Origin of the sequence: Peribacillus sp. NPDC096447 (genome assembly GCF_044762725.1) — a bacterium.
Lineage (GTDB): Bacteria > Bacillota > Bacilli > Bacillales > DSM-1321 > Peribacillus.
In genome coordinates, this window is record NZ_JBIWEV010000005.1 from 281,457 (window position 1) to 304,627 (window position 23,171).

At 39.0% G+C, this 23,171-nt stretch carries 16 protein-coding genes; 12 read left to right on the plus strand and 4 right to left on the minus strand.

What is annotated here, in order from left to right; genetic code table 11:
- Window positions 1-27 precede the first annotated feature (27 nt).
- The 3 genes from ACIQZD_RS18695 to ACIQZD_RS18705 all read left to right on the plus strand — a co-directional run bounded on the left by ACIQZD_RS18695 (window position 28) and on the right by ACIQZD_RS18705 (window position 3,627).
- Window positions 28-1,041 (plus strand): zinc-binding alcohol dehydrogenase family protein, encoded by a 1,014-nt coding sequence (locus ACIQZD_RS18695; protein ID WP_402905294.1) that lies wholly within the window; start codon window positions 28-30, stop codon window positions 1,039-1,041.
- A 71-nt stretch (window positions 1,042-1,112) separates the two neighbouring features.
- Window positions 1,113-2,600: a tagaturonate reductase gene (locus ACIQZD_RS18700; protein ID WP_402905296.1), complete on the plus strand. Its 1,488-nt coding sequence runs from the start codon at window positions 1,113-1,115 to the stop codon at window positions 2,598-2,600.
- 322 nt (window positions 2,601-2,922) lie between these two features.
- Complete coding sequence (locus ACIQZD_RS18705; RefSeq protein WP_402905298.1) at window positions 2,923-3,627, plus strand: TerC family protein; 705 nt, start codon at window positions 2,923-2,925, stop codon at window positions 3,625-3,627.
- Window positions 3,628-3,831: 204 nt separating this feature from the next.
- On the opposite strand, the gene ACIQZD_RS18710 is transcribed toward ACIQZD_RS18705, so the two are convergent.
- The gene (locus ACIQZD_RS18710; protein WP_137017626.1) at window positions 3,832-5,313 is read right to left on the minus strand and encodes an aldehyde dehydrogenase family protein; all 1,482 of its coding nucleotides are present in this window, start codon (window positions 5,311-5,313) and stop codon (window positions 3,832-3,834) included.
- A gap of 510 nt (window positions 5,314-5,823) precedes the next feature.
- Between ACIQZD_RS18710 and ACIQZD_RS18715 the strand changes: the two genes are divergently transcribed.
- The 8 genes from ACIQZD_RS18715 (at window position 5,824) to ACIQZD_RS18750 (ending at window position 18,670) form a co-directional block, all read left to right on the plus strand.
- Window positions 5,824-7,656, plus strand: a complete 1,833-nt coding sequence (locus ACIQZD_RS18715; RefSeq protein WP_402905301.1) for a sigma-54-dependent Fis family transcriptional regulator — start codon at window positions 5,824-5,826, stop codon at window positions 7,654-7,656.
- Between the two features lie 243 nt (window positions 7,657-7,899).
- The gene (locus ACIQZD_RS18720) at window positions 7,900-9,030 is read left to right on the plus strand and encodes a histidine kinase N-terminal domain-containing protein (protein WP_402905303.1); all 1,131 of its coding nucleotides are present in this window, start codon (window positions 7,900-7,902) and stop codon (window positions 9,028-9,030) included.
- Window positions 9,031-9,839: 809 nt separating this feature from the next.
- Complete coding sequence (locus ACIQZD_RS18725) at window positions 9,840-11,258, plus strand: amino acid permease (protein WP_402905628.1); 1,419 nt, start codon at window positions 9,840-9,842, stop codon at window positions 11,256-11,258.
- 537 nt (window positions 11,259-11,795) lie between these two features.
- A complete protein-coding gene (locus ACIQZD_RS18730; RefSeq protein ID WP_402905305.1) occupies window positions 11,796-12,548 on the plus strand; it encodes a hypothetical protein in 753 nt (250 codons plus the stop codon).
- Window positions 12,549-12,786: 238 nt separating this feature from the next.
- Window positions 12,787-13,782, plus strand: a complete 996-nt coding sequence (locus tag ACIQZD_RS18735; RefSeq protein ID WP_402905307.1) for a cation diffusion facilitator family transporter — start codon at window positions 12,787-12,789, stop codon at window positions 13,780-13,782.
- 162 nt (window positions 13,783-13,944) lie between these two features.
- Window positions 13,945-14,694: a Cof-type HAD-IIB family hydrolase gene (locus tag ACIQZD_RS18740; RefSeq protein WP_402905630.1), complete on the plus strand. Its 750-nt coding sequence runs from the start codon at window positions 13,945-13,947 to the stop codon at window positions 14,692-14,694.
- 173 nt (window positions 14,695-14,867) lie between these two features.
- Complete coding sequence (locus ACIQZD_RS18745; protein ID WP_402905309.1) at window positions 14,868-15,866, plus strand: NAD(P)H-dependent flavin oxidoreductase; 999 nt, start codon at window positions 14,868-14,870, stop codon at window positions 15,864-15,866.
- 407 nt (window positions 15,867-16,273) lie between these two features.
- Complete coding sequence (locus tag ACIQZD_RS18750) at window positions 16,274-18,670, plus strand: YhgE/Pip family protein (RefSeq protein WP_402905311.1); 2,397 nt, start codon at window positions 16,274-16,276, stop codon at window positions 18,668-18,670.
- Window positions 18,671-19,452: 782 nt separating this feature from the next.
- On the opposite strand, the gene ACIQZD_RS18755 is transcribed toward ACIQZD_RS18750, so the two are convergent.
- The 3 genes from ACIQZD_RS18755 to ACIQZD_RS18765 form a co-directional block, all read right to left on the minus strand.
- Entirely contained in the window at window positions 19,453-20,052 is a 600-nt protein-coding gene (locus tag ACIQZD_RS18755) for an exonuclease domain-containing protein (RefSeq protein WP_054395691.1), read from the minus strand.
- A gap of 174 nt (window positions 20,053-20,226) precedes the next feature.
- Window positions 20,227-21,108 (minus strand): helix-turn-helix domain-containing protein, encoded by an 882-nt coding sequence (locus ACIQZD_RS18760; protein ID WP_402905313.1) that lies wholly within the window; start codon window positions 21,106-21,108, stop codon window positions 20,227-20,229.
- 242 nt (window positions 21,109-21,350) lie between these two features.
- Window positions 21,351-21,977, minus strand: a complete 627-nt coding sequence (locus ACIQZD_RS18765) for a CAP domain-containing protein (RefSeq protein WP_402905315.1) — start codon at window positions 21,975-21,977, stop codon at window positions 21,351-21,353.
- Window positions 21,978-22,499: 522 nt separating this feature from the next.
- Between ACIQZD_RS18765 and ACIQZD_RS18770 the strand changes: the two genes are divergently transcribed.
- The gene (locus tag ACIQZD_RS18770; protein WP_402905317.1) at window positions 22,500-23,078 is read left to right on the plus strand and encodes a GNAT family N-acetyltransferase; all 579 of its coding nucleotides are present in this window, start codon (window positions 22,500-22,502) and stop codon (window positions 23,076-23,078) included.
- Window positions 23,079-23,171: the final 93 nt, after the last annotated feature.

Genomic DNA, 23,171 nt, shown 5'->3' on the forward strand with positions numbered 1-23,171 from the left:
TCAAGTTATTAAAAGGAGTGTTAATCAGTGAAAAGTATCGTTTGTGAACAACCTTTTGAATTTAAGATGATACAGTCGGAAAAACCCGTACCAAACTCAGGGGAAGCTTTGATTCGTGTGCGGCGCATAGGTATATGCGGTACAGATATTCATGCCTATGGAGGCAATCAACCCTTTTTTAGCTATCCTCGAATACTTGGCCATGAATTATCCGGTTATATTGAGTCGATGCCGGAAAATGAATCTGGGCTTAATGTCGGGGATCAAGTATCGATAATCCCCTATATGGAATGTGGAGAATGCCTGGCTTGCAGAAGTGGGAAAACGAACTGCTGTACGGATATGAAAGTGTTGGGTGTACATGCTGAAGGCGGCATGAGTGAGTGGATTACGGTTCCTTATAATCATTTGGTGAAAACCGAGGGTCTCACACTTGACCAATCCGCAATGATAGAGCCTTTAAGTATCGGGGCTCACGCAGTTAGGCGCGCTGCTATTCATAAAGGGGAATTTGCACTTGTAATTGGTGCTGGACCAATTGGCTTGGGAGTCATGGCATTCGCTAAAGACCAGGGTGCGAAGGTAATCGCAATGGATGTAAATGATGAACGCCTTGCATTTGCTGGCAAATGGGCAAATGCCGATTATACTTTGAACGTTTTGGAGAATCCAATGGAGAAATTAGCCCAATTGACGAATGGAGATATGCCAAGCGTGGTATTTGATGCGACAGGTAATGCAAAATCAATGATGGATTCATTTAAATATCCTGCTCACGGCGGAAGATTGATTTATGTAGGTTTAGTTAAAGCGGATATTTCCTTTAATGATCCTGAATTCCACAGTAAAGAGCTTACATTAATGGGAAGCCGTAATGCAACAAGGGATGACTTTGATTATGTCGTGAATACGCTGAAAAATGATTTGTTGGATATGAGCCAGTATATTACACACCGCACACATTTGGATGAAATGATCAATCAGTTTGAAGGTTGGTTGACTCCTGAAGCTAAAGTGATCAAGGCCATTGTCGAAATATGAGCATTAGGTATGCTGTCATAAGGCAACCATAACCGAATTGGATATTTCTATTAGAAAGGAGTTCCTTGATCATGAACATAAATAAAAGTCAACTGAAGCGTCTGAGTAAAGATACAAACGCTGTCCAATATTCACATATGATGGAACTTCCCATAAAAGTATTGCAGATTGGGGAGGGGAATTTTCTTCGAGGCTTCTTTGATTGGATGATTCATGAATGTAATAAACAAGGTCATTTCATGGGAAGTATTGCAGTTACCCAGCCCCGCCCCGCCGGTAAAGGGAAAATAGAGGAAGTAAAGCGGCAAGATGGACTGTATACATTAATGTTACGTGGTTTTCACCAAGGCGGGAAAGTGGAACATACAGAGATCATTTCCGTTTTTTCAAAGGTAATTGATCCATATGAAGAATGGATGGAATTTTTAGCACTATCAGAAAATCCTGAATTGGAATTTGTAGTTTCCAACACGACTGAAGCAGGGCTCAAATACCAGCCGATTCCTTTGGAAGAAGGAAAGCCGATTGAATCTTTTCCAGGAAAGCTGACTGCTTTATTGTATCATCGTTATCTGCATTTCAACGGGGATGCGAAAAAAGGACTGATCATGCTTCCATGTGAGCTTTTAGAGAGAAATGGTGATACATTGAAGCAATATGTTCTTAAGCATAGCAGGGATTGGGATTTACCAAAGTCATTCATTGAGTGGGTCGACCGGGACAACCTCTTCCTAAACTCGCTTGTAGACCGTATCGTTACAGGATTCCCGGCCAATGAGTCGGAAAACCTATTTGCGGCATTGGGATATAAGGATACTCTGCTAAATACGGCAGAACCCTACCATTTATGGGCTATTGAAGGTGACCCTTGTATTGATCAACGTCTTCCTTTACAACAATCCGGATTGAATGTGCATTGGGTAAAAGATTTGACACCTTATCAAATGAGGAAGGTACGGATACTTAATGGTTCACATACCTTGTTGGCTCCTTTAGGCATTTTATCTGGATTGGAAGAAGTAAAACAGGCAATCGATCATCCGGATTTCAACCAATTTCTGAGCAAAGCCATCGAAAAGGAAATAATTCCTTCATTACCTTTTGATCAAAATGAGATGATGCAATATGGGGAAAGTGTTCTTGAGCGATTTAAGAATCCTTTTGTACATCACCTCCTGGCCGATATTTCGCTGAACAGTATTTCGAAGTTCAAGGCTCGTCTCCTGCCTACCTTGGAGGAATATCATAAGGCGAAAGGCAGGCTGCCCGACTGTATCGTAAGAGGTTTTTCGGGCCTGATCCGATTTTATAGAGTTAACGAAACCAAGGGGAGTTATATTGGTAAAAGCTTTGCGGGTAAAGTCTATGTCGTTAAAGATGATATAAAGACAATTGAATTTTTCAGGGAACAATGGCTTCGTTATGAGAGGGAAGAAATCCCGCTTAGACAATTGGTAGCGGCAACGTTAAGTAATCAATATCTATGGGGGAAGGATTTGAGCGATATCCCGAACCTTGGAAACGAATTATGCCAATATCTAGAAGGGATGATTGACTGAAATTATCAGTTGAAAGGATTTGGACAAGGTTAAGTTCATGAATATCATTACTATCTATTATTTTTTTCTTTATTTTATTTGTATTTTTGGTATACTGAATTAGTGATATTTTTTCTTGGTAGTTTCCTAATGGAAAGATATTAAAAGAATTACATATTCTTTATTCCCGTGAAGGGGAGTAGCGTCAGGGATAACCTGAAATAAAGTCGTCATTACGTGGGAATCCCACCGGCTTTATTGGCCTAATTCATTTAGTGCTTAGCGAGACCTTTGCCATTTATGGCAGAGGTCTCTTTATTTTTGTAAAAAGGAGGAGTTTGTGTTGGATTTTTTAACAGGTGAATTCATTTCAGGACTTTTAGCGATCATTATGATAGATTTGGTTCTAGCCGGTGATAATGCGATCCTTATTGGATTGGCTGCAAGAAAGCTTCCAAAAGAACAGCAAAAAAAGGTGATAATATGGGGAGCGGTCGGGGCAATAGTGATAAGGATCATCGCAACGCTGCTGGTTGTTTGGCTATTAGAGGTGCCAGGACTGCATTTAATAGGGGGATTACTTCTTGTATGGATTGCTTATAAGCTCCTTATCGATGAAGAAGAACATGATGTGAAGCCTGCAGACTCTATGTGGGCTGCTATAAAAACCATCATTATTGCAGATGCATTGATGGGATTGGACAATGTCCTAGCTGTTGCAGGTGCTTCTCATGGTAACTTCACTTTAGTGGTAATCGGTTTACTTGTATCAATTCCAGTAGTGATGTATGGAAGTACTTTGATCCTGAAACTGATCGAACGCTTCCCATTCATCATAATAATTGGTGCGGGAATACTAGGCTGGACAGCTGCTAAAATGATTGTAGCTGAACCTTTCATGCACGACTACTTTGCAAATCCCTTCCTTAAATATGGATTTGAAGCAATAGTGGTGATTGGAATCCTGGTAGCCGGGATTTCAAGACAGAAAAATATCGAAAAAGAAAAAGCAAACAGAGAAAAAATGCAAATCGAACGTAATGGATAATCGATAATCGATAATCGATACAAAGAGACCTTTCGAAAGGAAAGGTCTCTTCTTTTTGTCTATGCCATATAAGTACAAAACAAGAAAAAGGATGTACCAAAGTCCGCACTTTGGTACATCCTTTTTGCGAATTGGGAAACGATAACATGCACTTCAATCATGATATCTAAGCCAAATGAGCATATGGAGCGTTCACTCTATTTATTAGTTTAAGTTAATCCATACACTTTTGACTTCCGTATAATTATCCAAAGCATAACTGCCCATTTCCCGACCGATTCCACTTTGTTTATAACCGCCAAATGGAGAAGCTGCATCAAATGCGTTATAGCAGTTTACCCAAACTGTACCTGCTTTTAATTCATTAGCCACATAATGGGCTTTTTTTACATCCTGTGTCCATAAACCTGCAGCCAATCCATATTCTGAGTTATTTGCACGGTTTATCACATCATCCAAATCGTCAAAAGGCATCGCAGCTACAACAGGACCGAAGATTTCTTCTTTAGCGATTGTCATTTCATCTTCAACGCCTGCAAATATTGTAGGAGTTACAAAATAACCCTCTCCTTGTCCGTAATTGCCCCCGGTAACCACTTCAGCTCCTTCAGACTTTCCTTTTTCAATATAACCGCCCACTCTTTCCATTTGTTCACTGGATACCAAAGGCCCTATCTGGGTAGATGGATCAAGACCGGCTCCTTGTTTAATGTTTTTTGCATGGGACACTAAGTCAGCTACCACGTTATCATAGGATTTCTTTTGAATGTACAGGCGGGAACCGGCACAGCAAACTTGTCCTTGATTAAACATGATGCCCATTAAAGCTCCAGGAATGGCTTTACTCATATCTGCATCCGGTAGAATGATATTAGGTGATTTCCCGCCTAATTCCAACGAGATTTTTTTCACGGTTCCCGAAGCTTGGCGCATGATCATTTTCCCTACTGAGGTTGAACCGGTAAAGGCAATTTTATCTACATCTGGATGGTCTACAAGCGGTGACCCTGCTGTTTCACCAAATCCAGGTATGACATTGAGAACGCCAGGAGGAAAACCTGCTTCAAGCGCCAATTGACCTAAATATAATGCTGAAAGCGGGGTTTGCTCCGCTGGTTTTAAAACGATCGTACATCCGGTTGCAAGGGCTGCGCCTAATTTCCATGCGGCCATAAGTAAAGGGAAATTCCAAGGGATGATCTGCCCTACCACCCCGACTGCTTCATGACGGGTATAATTGAAGTAATTCCCAGCAACAGGTATTGTTTGTCCCACTATCTTAGTGGTCCATCCAGCATAATAACGGAAGTGATCGATTGCAAGGGGGACATCGGCATTGGTGGTTTCGCCAATCGGCTTGCCATTATCCAGGGTATCCAATTGTGCTAACGCTTCTTTATGTTCCTCCATGAGGTCTGCTAATTTATAAATGAGGCGACTGCGTTCCGATGCACTCATTTTTTTCCATGGACCATTGTCGAAAGCGTTACGGGCTGCTTTGACTGCTTTATCTACATCTTCCGGACCTGCTTCACTCACAACCGCTAAAACCTTGCCGTTTGAAGGATCGAGGGTCTCAAAGGTTTTTCCTGAAGCAGCTTCCACCAATTCCCCATTAATCAAAAGCTTTTTAGTGCCCTTCAAGAATTCTTGCACTCTTGGATTTAGCTTAATAGTTTGTTCCATGTATAATACCCCTTTTCATTTGGATTTTAAGTTCGATATTTGTTCGGACAATGGCGTTCCTCTAAGTAAAAGGACCAGGCATAATCTTATGTTTTTGATACCATTCTCATTGGCTGACTTGCAGCAAGTCTGAATATCTTTAAAAACTGGATTACTTGAATTCTTTCCCCCCTTATCATAAGGAATCTATTTCTCGACATGTAATTATGCAAGACTTATGCCATAACAAAAAACCAATGAAACCAGCTAAAGAAGATGCTGGGGGGACATGGGAAGGTAGCAAACTGTTCCATATTGGAACAGGAAGTTGTACCGATATGGAACAAAAAAGTTTAGTAGTTGGCATAATGCGTTTTCATTTTGGTGGATATCTGAATTTTCTGTTATAATTAAACTGAATGAACGAACCCTAAATGCTCTGAAACTTTGGATTACATAGAGTTTCATTAATGAAATTGAATAAAAAACAGTAGCCGATTTACTGGATTATACATACGGGAGGATTATTCAATGTCTGTTAATATAAGCGCGGATAAAGGAACCGTACCGGCATTTATTCAAGAATCATGGCAGCGGTGCATTTCGAAGGGACTTCAGCCAAGCATGATGGATAAGGAAGATATGCTTGGTGCATTCGAGTTGGCCGAATACCACGATCGATATGCGGAACTCCTGTACCATTCTTCTCCCATTTTAGAAGAAGTTTATCGCTCGATTAATGGTTTGGAGTCCATTTTATTACTTGCTGCTCCTGAAGGATATATCATCCAAACAGTTGGGGATCCAGCTTTCATTCGACATGCAGATAATGTTTCCCTGAGAAAAGGGGCCAATTGGCTAGAGGAATCAAAAGGAACAAATGCGATAGGAACAGCCATAGTAGAGAAAAACCCTGTACTAATTCATGGCAGTCAACACTTTCATCAGGATAACCATTTCCTTACTTGTGCCGCATCGCCCATTTATCACCCTGAGGGGCATCTGCTTGGTGTTTTGAATTTAAGCAGTCATCAACAGAATTATCATCCTTTTTCCATCAGTTTAGTTCAGAGGGTGGCTGATAGCATCAAACAAGCACTCTTATTGTCACATACACAAAAAAGGGAGAAAAACCTTTATTATATATATGATTCATACCCTGATCCGTTAATTACCCTTGATAAAGAGGGAAAAGTTACAGATCTCAATATAGCGGCGTCACATGTTATCGGCACATTGGAAAAACCAGTATCGAATATAATATCAGGAACAGACCCACTTGTTTTAGAACAGAAGGTTTCAATTAAAGACCAGGAATTCCTGGTTCAAACCCTTGGCAAAAATATAGAACATCAATCCTCCGTGATCGTAAGGTTAAAAAAACAAAAATTGATTGATGGTTTAAAAACTAATCGTTATCAATTTACCGATATAATAAGTAATGATCCGCAAATGAATCAAACCATATCCATTGCTAAAAGAGCTGCAGCGCTTGATATCAGCCTGCTAATCACTGGGGAGAGCGGAACGGGAAAAGAACTGTTCGCTCAATCCATTCATGGGGTAAGCTTAAGAAGTGATAAGCCATTCATCGCCATCAATTGCAGCGCAATTCCCGAAAACTTATTGGAAAGTGAGTTATTTGGATATGAAAAGGGTGCCTTTACTGGCGCAAAAAGCGGCGGGCATAAGGGGAAATTCGAAGCTGCAGATGGCGGAACCCTGTTTTTGGATGAAATCGGGGACATGCCGCTTAAAGCACAAGCGACTCTGCTCCGCGTGCTTCAGGAACGATGTGTGACGCGTGTCGGAGGACATGCTTCCATTCCAATCGATGTAAGGGTCATTGCCGCCACCAACAAAGACTTACAAAAAGAAATTGAAGCTGGAGAATTCCGTGCAGATCTATTTTTCCGACTTTGTGGATTATCTTTAAAACTTCCAAATCTAAGGAGTCGTAAAGATTTATTGCTGTTAGCAGAATATATTTTAACGGATTTACCTTATAAGAGCGAACATACCGAACTAACTGACGAAGCTAAAACATTCATTTTGGAATATTCGTGGCCAGGTAATTTCCGTGAATTGCAAAATGTGCTGGGACAGGCTGCATTCCTAGCTGATAATGGCCCGATTACAAGGGAATTGCTTGCGGCACTTTGTCCTGTTTCTTCCATTACACATGAGGAAGGGGCAAATGCCGATCGAGAACCAAGAAACTTTCAAGAACAAGAAACCCTACTTATCAGGAATGCATTGGAACGAACAAAAGGGAATATCAGTAACGCAGCGAAACAACTCGACATCGGCCGTAATACGCTATATAGAAAAATGAAAAAATATGGAATTAACTTTCAAAAGTAAGAGACTCTCAGTATATAAAAAAATATGAAGAATCTTTTTATGACAATTTCAGATTCCCGACCTGATTTGGTCGGTTCTTTGTTATCGCAAGTAACTATATGCGGACCAGCATACCTGTCTCCTTATAAGCTACATTTCACCTAAAATACAATAAATAATGAAGTGCAGGTTATCAAAATCTCATATAGAATGATGTTATTGATGTAGTAACTAAATTCCGCAAGGGGATGTGTGGTCAATAGTATGGAGTTGTCATCTGAACATAAGAAGTATAAACATGTATTGATTCAATATTTGGAAGAAAATGAATCTGTGTTTTTAAATGAATGGAACGAGACTATTAAGATCAATGAAATAGACCCCTACAAAGAAAGAATTAAGGAAAATGGTTATGGGATGTACTCACTGGTCATCCAAACGTTCAAAGAGGTATTGTCTGATGATGTGCTGTTAAAATTGGCTTACCAGGTTGCAAAAGAACGTCTTGAAGCAAATATCAACATTGGGGATTTTCTATATAATATCAATTTGGGGAGAAATATCATAATCAGAAATGTCTTTGGCGCCAATATCCCAATTAAATATATGCAGAGATTCATTAATGACATTAACCTGCACTTTGATACGTTCAGCTACCATGCAGTAACTAGATATACGAATCTTACAAATGAAGTGATTGAGGAAAAAAAGTCTTATATTAGTGAAAACCACAAAGATAAATTAGCGGTACTGGGTCAAATATCATCAAGCTTTGTACATGAGTTCCGTAACCCTCTTACAGCTATCATGGGGTTCAATAAATTACTGAAGAGGGAGAATCCTGACTTGAAATATTTGGATATCATTGATTATGAGTTAAATCAGTTGAATTTCAGGATAACCCAATTCCTCCATACCTCTAAGTCTGATTTTAATGAGGAACAAAGAGAGGAAATTTCCGTATTAAAGTTAATTGAAGAAATAAAAGAATTGACTTATGCAAATATTGTGGATGCCAGCGTTAATGTGGAAATAGATATTTATCCAAACTTCATCATGACAGCGAGCAAGGATGGGTTAAAACAAGTGTTCTTGAATCTTTTTATAAATTCAATTGATGCCTTAAAGGATAAGGAACATCCTAGAATTTTGAGGATAGACTCTTTAATTGAGGCGAATGAAAGAATAATTCGAATTTCAAATAATGGACCGGCCATTGCCAGTGAATTGATCGAATCTATTTTTGAGCCCTTTGTCACAACGAAAGAGTTAGGAACGGGAATTGGATTATACGTATGTAAAAAGATCATTGAAAGTAATGATGGATATATGAATTGTGTCTCCAATGAAAATTTAACCACATTCAGCATCCATTTCTCCGAAGTTCAGAACTGAATCATAAGTGTTTCATACATATCAGTAGGGTAATTTTCATACAGCATTATATACATATCGAATTTTTTCGAAGCTTGTAAACATAGAGTTTTAATTATTAGCAGGAGGGCACTCCGGTTCTGCCGGTATTTTACATAAAATCATTCTCAGCGAAAATAAATCTATTTGGAAGATGCCAAGAAATCACAATTAGGATTTTAGCATCTTCTTTTTTATCTCTGTTATTTTTCAGTATATATGTGTCGAAATAGTAAAAGAAAACAAATAAATTGTCATTTTCGATTCGATTATGAATCAAAAAGGGTCGATAATTAATGTGTGAATCGAAAATTGAATTTATAATTCAATATTGAATCGTTTTAGGTACTTAAAATTGTTAAACCCTAATAAAATACCTATCCTTTTTTTGGCATGGATATTGCTTTTATTATATATGTATAAAATTTTAGTGAGAGAGGGTGCTTTTATAAAAAAAAAGAGTTAGTAAAGAAAGGATAGAGCTGGATAACTACATAAAAGGAAATCACTCAACAAAAAGCAAAAAAGTGCAAAAACAGCAAGGTTCTTTGTACTTTCCGTTGAGGTGCTGATGTTAGTAAAGAAGGAGTATAAATAGAAAAGCGGTTATGGTTAATAGAGTATATGCTGTGCAATATACATATATCGATAGTGAATTTGGCCTCATTAAACTAATGATGAAACGAGAATAGGACTGTAAACATTGTTTTTGAATGAAAGATTTCTACTAATGTACCCATGAGCAGAGGTTTACTGCTTACAAAACGGTAATTAGAAAGTTTTAAAGGATGGTGACAATAGTGGCACTTCAAACAAATGAATTGAAACATGGTCTCAAGACCAGGCATGTCACAATGATTTCTATTGGCGGGGTAATTGGGGCAGGACTATTTATCGGAAGCGGAACAATAATAGATTCAGCTGGGCCTGGTGCTATTTTATCGTATATAATCGCAGGATTGATGATCGTGCTTATAATGCGCATGCTGGGTGAAATGGCTGTGGTAAATCCTGATAGCGGATCCTTTTCAACATATGCGCATCAAGCATTTGGTCCCTGGGCCGGATACACGATCGGATGGTTATACTGGTTCAACTGGGTTATCATCATTGCTATTGAAACTACGTTATTGGGTACTATGATTCATGATTGGTTTCCTGGTATACCTATGTGGGCTGCTAGTCTATCCTTCCCTATATTAATGTCGATTACGAATATCTATTCAGTCAAAGCTTATGGGGAATTTGAATACTGGTTAGCTTTCATGAAAGTGGCTGCCATTGTAATATTCCTCTTCCTGGGTGCCGCCATGATTTTCGGATTTGTTCCGGGATTTGATTCACCAGGCCTTTCAAACATTACTGGAGATGGAGGATTTTTACCAAAAGGTTTTCTGCCTGTCCTTCTTAGTGTGATATTCATTACTTTCTCTTTATCGGGAAGTGAGGTAGCTGCCATTGCTGCAGGAGAGTCTGAAAACCCTGAAAAAAATATTATTAGAGCCATAAACAGTGTTGTATGGCGTCTCCTTCTTTTCTTTGTTGGTTCAGTGACCGTGTTAGTTCTCGTAATCCCCCAAGGGGCTGAAGATTTACTGAAAACCCCCTATGCCAGCGTATTTGACATGGCAGGCCTGCCGGCAGCGGGTCAAATCATGAATATCGTAATCTTCACTTCATTGCTTTCTGTTTTGAATTCAGGCCTATATACAAGCTCTCGTATGTTATATTCTTTATCAAAAAAAGGTGATGCACCGAAAATCCTTTCCCGAGTGAATAAGCGGGGAATCCCGATTTGGGCGTTAATGGCAAGTGTTTTCTTTGCTTATGTGTTCACGACATTTAAATTTGTTTCTCCTGATAAATTGTTTGCTTTTCTCGCAAACAGCTCTGGAGGAGTCACTATGATCATGTATATCTTTATCGCCTTTTCTCATCTATATTTACGGAAAAAGACGGAAAAAGAAAATCCCGGGACACTCAAAGTGAAAATGTGGCTATTCCCTTATTTAACCTACGTGACCATTGCCGTATTATTTATTATATTCGTTGCTCAGGCGTTTATTGATTCCATGAGATTGCAATTCTTTCTTACAACCCTTCTCACGATTCTAGTAATTGGGTCATACTTTCTGTTTTATCATAAGAAAAAGGTAATTACTCCTGAACAAGATGCAAAACTAAAACAAATTAACGTTAAGGAAGGGTAAAGTAGTTTTTCCAATTACAGAAATAAAAGATTGACTATTCAAATAATGGGCTGCTCTTAGTGGGCAGCTCCGTTTGTCGAAATAGAGTTTCGAAATAGTCTCTTCCCGAACCATAATTTTAAAAGAAGACTTAGTTATCCTTCATGTTTTTTTGAGTTTTTTTATAGGATGAAACCCTTACTAAATTGAAGAAATATGCAACACTCCTGCCGAATAACTGGCTAGCCGAGACCCCACAGGCGCTTGCTTTGATGCGGCTTGGCAGTCAGTCCGCGGAAAGGGAGCGGATTTCTGAATACTGGAACGTTTTTTAAATAAAAACTTTAGGCAAAGGCTTTTTTGAATTTGTCACAGTCCGGGCTGCTCTTAGTGGGCAGCTTTTTTTCTGGTTCAAAAAATGATCGCATTCATTTCATGGAAAGGATTTAAGTGTGTTCGGGATTCTGACTGCAATCACCCATTACGATACTCATTCATTTGCAACTTTGAAATCCTTTGCTAGAATATAATCTATAGAAAAGATTAGGAGTGGTTACTGTGGCTGAAACTCCAGCTGAAGATTTGATTCATTATATCGCACCAAAAGGAGAATATATCCCTTTTTTAGATGATACGGACTATATCGCAAAAGGATTAGAATGGAAATTATTCACTGCCCGTTCGGTAAAAAGAGAACTAGTATATAAAAGCGGAAGTTTTCAAGCAAAAGTCAAATTGGCAGGTTATGAACAATATGGAAACGGACTTGACACTGTAGTCGTTCAATTTGAAAATGGTAAGCTTAGTTGCATTAACCCTTCCTATTTAAAGGAAATGCAAAGCTCCAGTTTCGGAAAAGAACTGTTGAGTGGCCCGGTTTCCGAAACAGCCGCAGTTCTTAGTGAAACTGAGCAGGTGGAGGAAGCGCCAATTACGGAAAACTCCGTTCAGCTAAGTGAAGAACCAAAAAAGGCAAAAACCAAAACTAAAAAAACGACAGCAAAACCTAAGTTGGACTTACCTGGGGAAAAAGTGCATTTTACCGCGACCGTCAAGGAGTTCACGGCGAAAATGAACCATTTTACTGGTGAAGAAGATGAAGTCATACTCTTGGAGAATGTCAAAGTTACAACGGAACCTGAATTGACCATCGGCGATGCTTGGTGTGGATATAGCAAGACATTGAAAAAAGCTGAGCTCGAAGAAGGGGACGAAATCGAATTTGATGGAAAAGTGGTCGACAAAAAATATAATAAAGAAATACGCTATAAAGTAAATAATCCATCTAAGTTAGTGAAAAAGGAAGCTTAAACGCTTGAAGTTCTTGGATTATATGGAGTAAGCCGCCGCTTACTCCTTTTTTTGTTGCATTAATCAGTCTTCTAAAGAAATGGATGCGTTCATTGTGAACTTATTAGAATAGATGAGTCCGATTCTGGAATATATTCGTTTAGTTAAGGGTTTCGCTTTTTGTGGTTTCATATATTCCAGTGTTGGGGATAATACATTATAAAAATGGATTTATAAAAAGATTAGGGGGGGTTTTTAAATGAAAGAATTATTTCGGTTATTGAAACAAGGTAATAAATCGGCGTTCATTGCTGCCTGTGTGAATAGTATCATCGCTGTGCTAAAGGGGATTGCTTACTTCATGACAGGGAATGTCGCTATGTTTGCTGAAACTTTACATACTTTGGGCGATGCTGCGAATCAGTTTTTCGTCTTCATTGGTTCCGCACTAAGCAAAAAGTCACCAACGGATCGATTCCCTGATGGTTTTGGACGTTTGGTTAACCTTGTATTATTAGGGGCAGTATTGGTTGTCGGAATCATGTCTTATGAAACGATTAAAGAAGGGTTTCATCACATTTTGCACCCTGCAGAATCAACTGGTATCCTTATTAACTTGTCCGTCCTTTCCTTAGCGGTTGTGTTGGAATCATATGTATTATTTAAAGCGATGAAAGAAGTGGTGCATGAGACTGGAATCGAAGCTAAAGGAACAGCCGTCATATTTAAGAGCTTCACTGGTTTAAAAAGAGCAAAACCAGCGACGAAATTAGTATTCATGGAAGATATGGTAGCGACCGGTGGTGGGGTGCTTGCGATAATTGCCATTTTATTAGCAAACTTCACGCCTTTCATCCAAGCGGAAGGAGTTGCTTCCGTCATGATCGGTCTCGGTATGTTCTATGTGGTTGGAAGGGTTTTTCTTGATAATGCTGCAGGTGCTCTTGGGGAAGCCGATATTGAAATGCGACAAAAAATCGGGACGATGGTCATGGATGATCCAGACGTAAGGGATATACAGAAACTGGCCGTAATAAAAGAAGGGGAAGACTTCCATGTTGAACTTGAAGTCGAACTTGATCCCCATATTTCAATCGCCCAAGCGGATGACATTAAAGATCGGCTGTTTAATGAGATATTCAAGGAAAGAGGGGTAACGGATGTCATTATAGAATTTGATGAAAATGATGGTGTCCCAAAATGGGAAGGTCAAATAAAAAAAGAATTGAATGAAATGAAAAAAGGAAGGGAGTAGAAAGAATGGCAGAATACAAAGTGTCATGATAAGAAATTTGTTTGATTATTAATATCACGACACTAATGATAATGCCTGTTTAATTCTTCACGTACTTTCCTTGCGTATGCATTATAAGCTATCATTGACATAGTTACATAAAGAAGGATAATGAAAGGGTGAATAAGATTGGAGAAACAAGATATTAAGCTAGTTGCACTTGATATGGATGGCACGCTTCTCAATAAGGCTGGAGAGATATCTGAAGAAAATCGCAGAGCGATAAAAGAAGCCGAAAATCAAGGGGTTTTTGTGGTATTGAGCACAGGAAGATCCTATGCGACATGCAGTGATTTTGCAAAGTCAATGGAACTTCAATCATACCTCATTACGGTAAACGGAAGCGAAATTTACGATAATCAAGGAAAACTGGTGGAAAGGAATATCGTCGATAGTGATTCCATACAATGGATGTGGGAATTAAGCCAAAAACATGGTACTCATTTCTGGGCAATAAGCTGCGATAATATATACAGGGCTGAAATGCCTGAGAAAATCCATGATTCGCAATGGCTTAAATTCGGATTTGATACAGATGATGAAAGCATCCGCAAAATCATCATGGATGAACTGGTATCAAAAGGAAACTTTGAAATAAGCAATTCAAGCCCGACGAATATTGAAGTGAATGCCATGGGCGTAAATAAAGCGAAAGCGATAAAGCTCGTATGTTCATTGCTCGATATTACTATGGATAATGTTATGGCAGTGGGTGACAGCCTTAATGACCTTGCAATGATTTCTGAAGCAAAAGTGGGTGTGGCAATGGGAAACGCCCAAGAAATTGTGAAAGAAAAAGCAGATTGGGTTACAGCGACAAACGAAGAAGATGGTGTGGCTAAGGCCATTCGTAAATGGGCGCTTTCAAATTGAATCGACACTGTATATGGGACGTATTCCATATACAGTTTTTTTATTGAAATGGCGCTGCCAAAAATGAAATTTTTGCTGCTGAATTAAATTTCTTGAAAATTGTGTATTTTAGAAGTATGATAATCTTGTAGTGTTATATTTTGGTAATATATTAATAATGGGAGGTTTAATGGATGACTAGAAGCTTGCCTGAACAGTGGTGGAATCAATTATCTTTACCAGTTATCTCAGCACCTATGTTTTTAATATCGGGTCCTGAGTTAGTGAAAGAATGCTGTTTGAATGGGGTGATCGGCTCTTTTCCAGCACCGAATGCGCGTCCGATTGAGGTACTGGATCAATGGATGGGTGACATAAACGACACATTGATTGCAGCAAAGGATAAAGAACCAGGCTCAAAGATTGCTCCATGGGCAATGAATATGGTTGTCCACCGTACATATAGCCGGCTTGAAGAAGAGTTGGAATTGGTCAAAAAGCATCAGCCTCCCATCGTCATTACATCATTAGGTTCACCCAAACATGTGGTGGATGTCGTACATAGCTATGGCGGCTTGGTCTTTTCGGATGTCAGCTCTGTGGATTTTGCAAAAAAAGCTGCGGAGTCAGGTGTGGACGGATTGATCTTGGTTGCCTCGGGAGCCGGTGGTCATGCGGGTGAGATAAATAGCTTTGCTTTCGTGGACAGCGTAAGGACATTCTGGGACGGAATCATTTTGCTTGCCGGATCCATCAGTACTGGTCACAGTATTTTGGCAGCTCAGGCAGCTGGAGCGGATCTTGCATATATGGGTACACGTTTTATCGTGGCGAAAGAGAGCAGGGCAAATGATGAATATCGTGAAATGCTTGTCGATTGTGATCATGATGACATCATCTTGACTGATGCATTTTCAGGCGTTAATTGTAATATGCTGAAACCGAGCATCAGAAAGGAAGGCATGGACCCAGAACAATTGGCCAAAAAAGAAAAAGTCGATTTTGACAGCATGTCCAAACCATCTGAATCTAAAGCGTGGCGTGATATTTGGTCAGCGGGTCATGGTGTAGGGGCAATTAAAAAAATAGATACCGCTGCCGGCATCATTAAACAATTGGAAAAAGAGTATCAGGAGTCCTTGAAGAAATTGACCGGGCAGGCCGAAAAATTAAAAGGAATTATATCAAAATGATATGAAAGCGCTTTATTAATTATGCTAATATAGCTAACAAAAAGGGTATCCATAATGGATACCCTTTTTTGCCATGTAATATCAGAGATAATTCATGAAAAGGTCTTAATCAGCTAAAAAGGCAATCTAAATAGGATATAAAGAGAAATGCAGTAAATATACGATGTAAGACTGTGAAAAAATATTGATAAAAAGAAGGATAAATGTTATATTATTTTCGTGATACTGACCAAATGAACAATATGGTCAGTAATTATTGATTGTTTAAAAATTATATATATTAAGGTGAAGAAGAATTTAAATTATATATTGCAGAAGCAAATGACTTTATTAAGTATTCTTCAATCCATTTTCACCTAGATAGATTAATAAACGGCATATTCGTCGTATAGGAGGGCTTGGTAAGAGTGTTAAAATCTTTAAAGGGTGAATTTTTAGCCATAATAAAACATCCTATGATACTCATTTCCATAATAGGGATCATACTGATTCCTTTATTATATAGCGGCACGTTCCTGTGGGCATTTTGGGATCCATATGGTAAGGTCGACCAATTGCCTGTTGCCATTGTCAATATGGATGAGGGTGCGGAGTTCAATGAATCGGAACTTACAATAGGAAAAGATTTAGTCAAGGAATTAAAGGAAAAGAAGGATTTCGATTGGCATTTCGTCAGTCAAAAAGAAGCCAATGAAGGCTTGGAAAATCAAGATTATTACATGAAAATAGAAATCCCGAAAAACTTTTCGAAGAATGCAACGACCTTACAGGAGGACAATCCGGAAAAACTTGATTTAATTTATACGTCCAATGAAGGGTTCAACTATATATCGACTAAAATAGGTGACGCAGCTTCGGAGAGAATTAAAGGGGAGGTATCGTCAGCCGTTACGAAAACCTATGCGGAGTCAATGTTCGATAATTTGAACGAAGTGGCTGACGGACTCAAAAGTGCCAGTGATGGAGCTGGGGAATTGAAAGATGGGACAGATACAGTTAAGAACGGATCCAGTGAACTTGGTGAAGGGATTAACTCAGCTAAAGAAGGTTCCAAAAAAGTGGATGAAGGAATTGATTCCCTTCATTCAGGTTCTGTCGAAATCCATGAAAACCTGGAAAAATTAGCTGAAAAATCATTGACCTTTTCGAATGGGGTCGGTTCGGCAGCTGCAGGATCAAAAGAACTCAATCAAGGGTTACGACAGTTTAGCTCTGGTGTTGGACAAATGAAAGATGGGCAATCCGAGCTTTTGCAAGGAGCCAAGAAATCTGAAGCGGGAACTGGTGAATTGGCCTCTGGACTGCAACAGTCATTAGAGGGATTCAATCAAATAGAAGAAAAGCTGCCCGCTTTGACTGAGGGAGCAAATGGTGTAGCGGCTGGTGCTGCCCAGCTTTCAGGTTCATTGTCTGATTGGAGCGCAGCATCGAACGAAGCAAAAGCGGGGGCATCTGAAGTGTCGGCAGGTTTGGATGAGGTTATTTCCGGATTGAAACAACAATCTGAAGCTGCGGATGATCCTGCCGAGAAAGCGCGTTTGGAGGAAGTGATTTCTTCTCTAACCCGCATTAGTGAAGGTAGTAAAGGAGTTTCTGAAGGAGTAGGGAAACTATCGGCCAGTGCAACTGAAATTGCTAAAGGCTCAAATAGCCTTAGTGATGGAGCAAATCAGTTAGGTGAAGGCACAAGTGCATTAAGCGGCGGTTTCACTCAATTAAAGCAAGCTCAGGATAAACTCGCCAATGGGGCGAATGAACTGAAAAATGGTCAAAGTCAATTGGTGTCTGGTTTGACAACATTTGGCGATAGTATAGATTCAGCACAAAGTGGGCTTGGACAGTTAACCGAAGGCAGCAATAACTTGGTTAGCGGGCTTGATCAGCTTGAAGATGGCTCCAAGCAACTATCAAGTGGAACTTCACAGCTTTCCGAAGGTTCGAAAGGTCTGGTTACGGGAACGGATAAGTTGAAAGAAGGTTCCTCCAGCCTTACAAGCGGTATGGGAGAACTGGCTAATGGAGCCATTAAGTTGCAAGATGGAATCGCCAAACTTTCAGATGGATCTGCAGAATTGCATGAGGAATTAAATGATGGGGCAAACGAAGCAGGCAAGATAAAATCCAATGAAGAAGTATATGACATGTTTGCAAGCCCAGTTAAAGTGGATAAATTACCAATTAATAATGTACCGAACTATGGTACAAGTTTTGCACCATATTTAATTTCATTAAGTTTATTTATCGGGGCTATCGTTCTGACGATCATTTTCCCGTTAAGAGATCCTGCTGTTAAACCTGCAAGTGGATTTAGCTGGTTTATTAGTAAATACAGCGTCATGGCTCTTATAGGAATCTGTCAAGCCATATTGGTGGACTCGATTTTAATTTTAGGCCTTGGAATCAATGTTACGAGCCTGCCGCTATTTTTTGCAGTAAGCATTCTTGCTAGCTGCACATTCATGGCAATCATTCAGTTCCTTGGTTCAGCCTTTGACAATCCTGGCCGGTTCATAGCATTATTGATTTTGATTCTTCAACTGACCAGCAGTGGCGGAACATTCCCAAATGAATTGGTTCCTGGCTTCCTGCAAGGATTCACACCGTTCTTACCGATGACTTACTCTATTAATGCTTTTCGGGCAGTGATCTCAACAGGAGATTATAGCTTCATGTGGCATAATCTTGGCATATTGGCCATATTCCTCGTTGTGGCATTAATATTATCACTTCTTTACTTTATGTATCGGCATAAGAAGTTGAACGGCGCATTAAATGAACAACAGGAAGAAGCAACTGTACAATGATCAAAAAAACAGCGACCCGTCTGGGTCGCTGTTTTTGACTGTAGACAAATTCGAGGAAAGCGAGATTGCCTACAGTTTTTTTAAAAAAATTCCAGTTGATTGAAGAAATCCGCTTCCTTTCCGCCGACTGTCTGCCAAGCCGCATCAAAGCAATCGGCAGTGGGGTCTCGGCTAGCCAGTTATTCGGGAGGGGTGTCGCAAATTTCTTCAATCTTGAGAGGGTTTCACCCCATATAAAAAAGTAAAAAATTATGGAGTAAAACCAAGTCTCGTTTTTAAATCATGGTAATAATTTCGGATTCGGGATAAGGCCGTTCCGGACCCACTTTTGGTCGGCAAAGGGGTTTCTATCTAAATTTTAAAACAAAGTTTATTGGAACGGAAGGTACGAGACTCCTGCGGGAAAAGCGTGTTCAAGGGAGACCCCACAGGCGCAAAGAGCGCCGAGGAGGCTCCCGGACCGCGCCCGCGGAAAGCGAGTGCCTGGAGTGGAAATCAACGTTCAAATTTTAACCCCTCAAAATCACGTTCCAGTAAATAATCATGTTTTGGGGAGAGACCATTCATTCCGAACCCCCTGTCGACAAACTGAAACAGCGACCCGTCTGGGTCGCTGTTTTTTTTTGATAAATATCAGGTAATAAGTGAAATGCAGGAAAATAAAATTGCCCTTAAAATAACACCCATTTAAAGATATGCATTCCTGTTCACATGAAATGGCAACGGTTTGTTTGTGACAAAACATTGGTGCAGCCTGAACAATGAAGTAATTATTTAAACGGCTATACCCTTGTCTTTTGGGAAGCAGGTGCATATTTCTTCATCGGATTTTTTGCAATGACATCCTTTAAATAAGGATGGCCAGAAGGACCTGGTTTTCTCATAAGTTCCATTAGGTAAGAAATATCGTCCATAGCCCTGTGTGTTTGAAAATTGGTGATATTATGTGCCTGCAGTAATGTTAAGAGTTTACTATTCTCAAATCCATATTGCTTCCAAGGTACATTCCGCATCGTACAGAACCACTTTTGATCATTGATTTCCGGATACATTTGGTAGAGAAAACTTCTATCGAAAGAAGCATTATGTGCGAAAATCGAATCGGTACGGGCAATGAAGGATTTTATTTTTTCATCGTGAAAACTTTTTCCTTCTACGGAGCTGTATGGAATTCCATGAATTCTGTATGCTTGATCATAATTCCTTCTTGCTCCATAGGAGAGAGGCTCCCTTAAAAATGATTCTTGATCAATAAGATTAATGATTTCCCCTGTTTCACTGCTGTATGTAAAGAGTATAAGGGCAAGCTCGATAATTTCATCTGAAGAGGGACGTAAACCAGTTGTTTCTACGTCAAGTACTAAACCTAATCTATTAGACAATTTTTTTTCCTCCAGTTGGGTTACATTCTTCTATTATAGCTGACATAGAAGAGCTATTGAAAGTGTAATGATGTTTTAAAGGATTTGAAATTGATTGAAGGTAAGGGTGAACTAACGATAATAAAAAAAGATAGAGATTTTAAAGCAATCTCTATCTTTTTTTATCCTTGAAGTTCATAAGCATTGCAAAATGCTTTCCAATTCATGTTCGGCAATTTGTACGAATTCTTCGTTTTTTTGAAGACTGAAAATGTTCTTGGATTGCTTTATATAGTGCAGTCCTTCTTCAGGTTGTTGAAGATGAACCAGATTTTTACCAGTTAAAAGATGGAGTTCCGCATATAAATATAAGGATTCTATCGAATTACAAATGTTGATCCCTTTAAGAGTATAATTTAATGATTCCTGATAATTATGAAGTTCAGTCAATGTTTGTGCTAATCCATGAATGATCTTCACGATAATGGTACCTTCTTGATTCACATGGGGAATATTCTCGATAAATTCCAGTGCTTCATTGAAGATGGTGATGGCCTCTTCATAATTCTTCGTTTTAAAATGGATGATCCCGATACTATTTAAAACTTCTATTTCCTGTTGATGAAGAATGACCCGTTTACCCATGGTAATCTGAATGGCCTCATTCAATAATTCTATAGCCTTTTGTTTGTCATTGTATAAATAAAAAAAAGAGATACCTTCATGCCATTTTAAGTATTGATAAAATGATATCGATTTTTCCGGTGCCGTTGCCATTTCTTTTTGGACGATTTCATAAATTGCTTCATAATTACGTGTCCGTTTGTATTTGTTAATCAAAAGTTTAATGGTTTCTATATAATTATAAATCGGTTCATTTTTGGTAGTGAAAAAATACGGCAGGTCAACTTTAAGTTTATCCGCAAAAAGTGCCAATTCATCAATGGTTGGGGAAGTGATGCTTCTTTCATAATCTGACAGGGCATTAGGTTCACATATATCCTTAGCCAGTTCTTCCCTTGTAAGATTTTGTTTTATTCGTAATTCATTGATAACAGAGCCAACCTCTATTTTCATCACAATTGCCCCTTTGTACCTATGTCTAGAATTCTATTTTAACATAATTTAATTTTTATCAGTAAGATAGTTGAAAGATAGTATGATATAACTACTTTACGTTTTTTTATTGAAGCGTGCAAACTAATATGACGTCTTTTCAATATAAAGTGAGAAAGGTATATAATCACGGATAATAGCAAGCATTAAATTTGGAATATAAGGATAAAAAAAGAGGCGGCAAACTGCCGCCTCTAACGATTTTAATTTCCAATGAATTGCTGGGTCCAATAGTGGGCGTATTTCCCTCCTGTCACATGCCCAATTCCAATATGTGTATAGTTCTTGTTCAGGATATTGGCCTTATGTCCGGGGCTGTTCATCCATGATTTCATGACAGCATCCGCACTAGGTTGACCTGCTGCGATATTTTCCCCTGCGTACTCGTAGCTGATCCCAAAGGATTTCATCATATCGAAAGGCGATCCATAACTCGGGCTTGTATGATTGAAATAATTATTATCACGCATATCCTCAGATTTCAAGATTGCTACGTTGGAAACGGCTGTATCCATTTCAAGGGGAGGTAGGCCCAATTTTGAACGTTCTTCGTTAACTAAACTAAGAACCCGCTGTTCAACTGATTGACTTTCTTTTTGATTTACTGTGGTGTTGGATGCCGGAAGATTTATGATTTGTCCGATTCGAATTTGATTTGCATCCTTTATAGCAGAGTTCGTTTTGAGTAATTCGTCAATGCTGACATCATATTCAGAAGCAATTTTCGTTAAGGTATCTCCTTTTGCCACCTCGTAAGTATTGGCTCCCATTGCAACTTTTGGAGATAGCAGGGATAGAGACAGTGCCGATAAAAGGATGATTTTCTTCATTTTGATTCCTCCTAGTAGAATATCTGGATTGGAAGTATAGTATGCTATAAAAATAGTTTTGTGTAAAATTAGCTCATTCAAATTCTTGGTTGCTATGGGAAAAAGGTATCTAAGAGGAACAGAATAATAAGGGTCCATATAACCCTGGAAGTGTTAATGGTAGACCAAAATCATAGGGCTTTTTGATAGATCGGAAAAATTATATCATGCAGAAAAAGAATCATTTTACGATTGCTGACTATGTTGTCAGGGTTAAATAATAAGGACATCAAAAATGATAAGTGGTTATATGGAACTAAGTGAAAAATATCATCCTGTAAGTACGTTTATTATTGTTATGGAGGAAACGGACGGCTTATAATGCTATAAATCATCAGGGATTTGATTACAAAGGGAGGACATGAAGACTCAGCATTGTACGTTAAGGAAAGGAATTTTCAAAAAGTATTGTCCATTAAGACAGGTATCTCTTCTTCATGAATAGAATTAAGTAGACAGCTGAATATACGGAGGGATTCTTCGATGTGGTTTAAGGAATTGGAAACAGAAAGGCTGCGTTTAATCGAAATAGGTCACCATCATGCTGAGAGTCTGTTTGAAATCCTCTCTAAAGATGAAGTGACCAAATATGATGGGATAGAAAGTTTAACTCTAGTAGAAGATGCCCGCCGCTTAATCGACTCGTTTAAAAGTGCTTATATAAACAAACGTGGGATGCGGTGGGGAGTAATTTTAAAAGATTCAGGTAAATTCATCGGTACCGTTGGCCTGAATCAATTGAGCCTAGCCAACAAACGCGCCGAAATAGGATATGAAATCCATCCTGAATTTTGGAGGAAACACTTTACGTCTGAAGCTGTCAACGAAGTATTGCGCTATTGCTTTGAAGAATTGAGACTAAAAAGAATCGCCGCTTTAACTTTCAAGGATAATATTGCATCCAGGAACCTTCTAAAGAAATTTGGATTCAAAGAGGAAGGCAGCCTCCGAAGTTATCTATTTCTTCGTGAACAATCGCATGATGCACTGGTGTTTTCCTTGTTATGTACAGAGTATTGCCAGTTACGGCAACAAAGTGTTCAGGGATCAAATAGATTTTAGTTTAATATAGAAGATTGCAGCTGGCCGTTAGTGCCAGTTTTTTTTATTTGCAGATGATTTTATATCAGTAAAGGACAATATACATATTTTTCA

What these genes read in the sequence shown, in the direction of transcription:
- ACIQZD_RS18700 (WP_402905296.1), top strand. Translation starts at nt 1,113, where the DNA reads ATGAACATAAATAAAAGTCAACTGAAGCGTCTGAGTAAAGATACAAAC.
- ACIQZD_RS18710 (WP_137017626.1), bottom strand. Translation starts at nt 5,313, where the DNA reads ATGGAACAAACTATTAAGCTAAATCCAAGAGTGCAAGAATTCTTGAAG.
- ACIQZD_RS18715 (WP_402905301.1), top strand. Translation starts at nt 5,824, where the DNA reads ATGTCTGTTAATATAAGCGCGGATAAAGGAACCGTACCGGCATTTATT.
- ACIQZD_RS18720 (WP_402905303.1), top strand. Translation starts at nt 7,900, where the DNA reads ATGGAGTTGTCATCTGAACATAAGAAGTATAAACATGTATTGATTCAA.
- ACIQZD_RS18735 (WP_402905307.1), top strand. Translation starts at nt 12,787, where the DNA reads ATGAAAGAATTATTTCGGTTATTGAAACAAGGTAATAAATCGGCGTTC.
- ACIQZD_RS18745 (WP_402905309.1), top strand. Translation starts at nt 14,868, where the DNA reads ATGACTAGAAGCTTGCCTGAACAGTGGTGGAATCAATTATCTTTACCA.
- ACIQZD_RS18760 (WP_402905313.1), bottom strand. Translation starts at nt 21,108, where the DNA reads ATGAAAATAGAGGTTGGCTCTGTTATCAATGAATTACGAATAAAACAA.
- ACIQZD_RS18765 (WP_402905315.1), bottom strand. Translation starts at nt 21,977, where the DNA reads ATGAAGAAAATCATCCTTTTATCGGCACTGTCTCTATCCCTGCTATCT.
- ACIQZD_RS18770 (WP_402905317.1), top strand. Translation starts at nt 22,500, where the DNA reads ATGTGGTTTAAGGAATTGGAAACAGAAAGGCTGCGTTTAATCGAAATA.